At 75.4% G+C, this 1177-nt stretch carries 2 protein-coding genes; both read right to left on the bottom strand.

The features are described 5' to 3' along the window. A partial coding sequence (locus tag ESO86_RS17290) for a serine hydrolase domain-containing protein (RefSeq protein ID WP_165308306.1) occupies positions 1-600 on the bottom strand: 600 nt, incomplete at its 3' end. A gap of 28 nt (positions 601-628) precedes the next feature. Further along, a partial coding sequence (locus tag ESO86_RS17285) for an NAD(P)-dependent oxidoreductase (RefSeq protein WP_277985250.1) occupies positions 629-1177 on the bottom strand: 549 nt, incomplete at its 5' end.

Below are 1177 nucleotides of genomic sequence, written 5' to 3'. Positions count from 1 at the left end.
CGGGTGCCGCAGCGCGGCGAACCGCTCGTAGTCGAGCCCCTGGGCGGCGGCATCGACGGGCGCGTGCGGCGAGGCGGCCGCGTCGAAGGTGAGGCCCGAGGCATCCGCCCGCTCGGCGACGTCGGTGACGGCCCGCTCCCATGGCGCGCCCGAGGCGTGCTCGATGAGGGCCGCGATGCCCTCGAACGCGATGGTCGAGTAGCGCGACACGGTGCCGGCGGCGAAGTCGCGCCCGGGCGCGAGGAGCGACGGGCGTAGCCCGGCGGGCGTGTCGAGCGGCGGCTCGACGATGCCCGAGGTGTGGCTCGCGAGGTGGCGGAGCCGCACGACGTCGTCGCGCCCCGCGCCGAAGCCGGGCAGTGCGCGCTCGAGCGGCGTGTCCGGCGTGAGCCGGCCCTGCTCGACGAGACGCAGGGCGGCGAGCCCGACGATCGGCTTCGTGATCGAGAACAGCGGGTAGTGGTCGTCGACGGCGGCCTCGCCGAAGGCGTCGAGCGCGACGACGCCGTCGGCGTTCGCGACGCCGAGCACGGCGTTCGGCAGCGGACCGTCGGCGACGTTGCGGCGCACCCAGTCGAAGGCGTGGTCGAACTGCGGCATGTGATCGTGTCCTCTCGTGGGTGGCGCGTCAGGTGCGGAGCACGACGTTGCGCGGCTCGTCGCCGCGCAGCATCCGCTCGACCTGGTCTCGGAGCAGCCGAGCCATGCGCGGCATCATCGCGGTCGTCGCGCCGCCGACGTGCGGCGAGACCAGCACGTTCGGCAGTGCGAAGAGCGGGTGCCCCTCGGGCAGCGGCTCGGGATCGGTGACGTCGAGCGCGAAGCGCAGGCGGCCGGATGTCGCCTCCGCGAGGATCGCGTCGGTGTCGGCGACCGCGCCGCGCGCGACGTTCACGACGAGCGCGCCGTCGGGGAGCGCCGCGAGGAACGCGGCGTCGACGAGACGGGTCGTCTCGTCGGAGAGCGGGACGACGACGATCACGACCTCGGCGTGCGGCAGCAGCGCGGGCAGTTCGTCGACCCCGTGGACCCGCCCGCGCTCGTCGTCGCGCGCGCTACTCGCGACGCGCGTGAGCTCGACCTCGAAGCCCGCGAGGCGGTCCTCGATCGCACGGCCGACGCCGCCGTAGCCGACGAGCAGCACGCGCCGGTCGGCGAGGCTCGCGTGCCGGGCGGG

This window comes from Agromyces binzhouensis, assembly GCF_004135055.1.
Taxonomy (GTDB): Bacteria; Actinomycetota; Actinomycetes; order Actinomycetales; family Microbacteriaceae; genus Agromyces; species Agromyces binzhouensis.
This window is presented reverse-complemented; position numbering and strand designations above follow the sequence as displayed.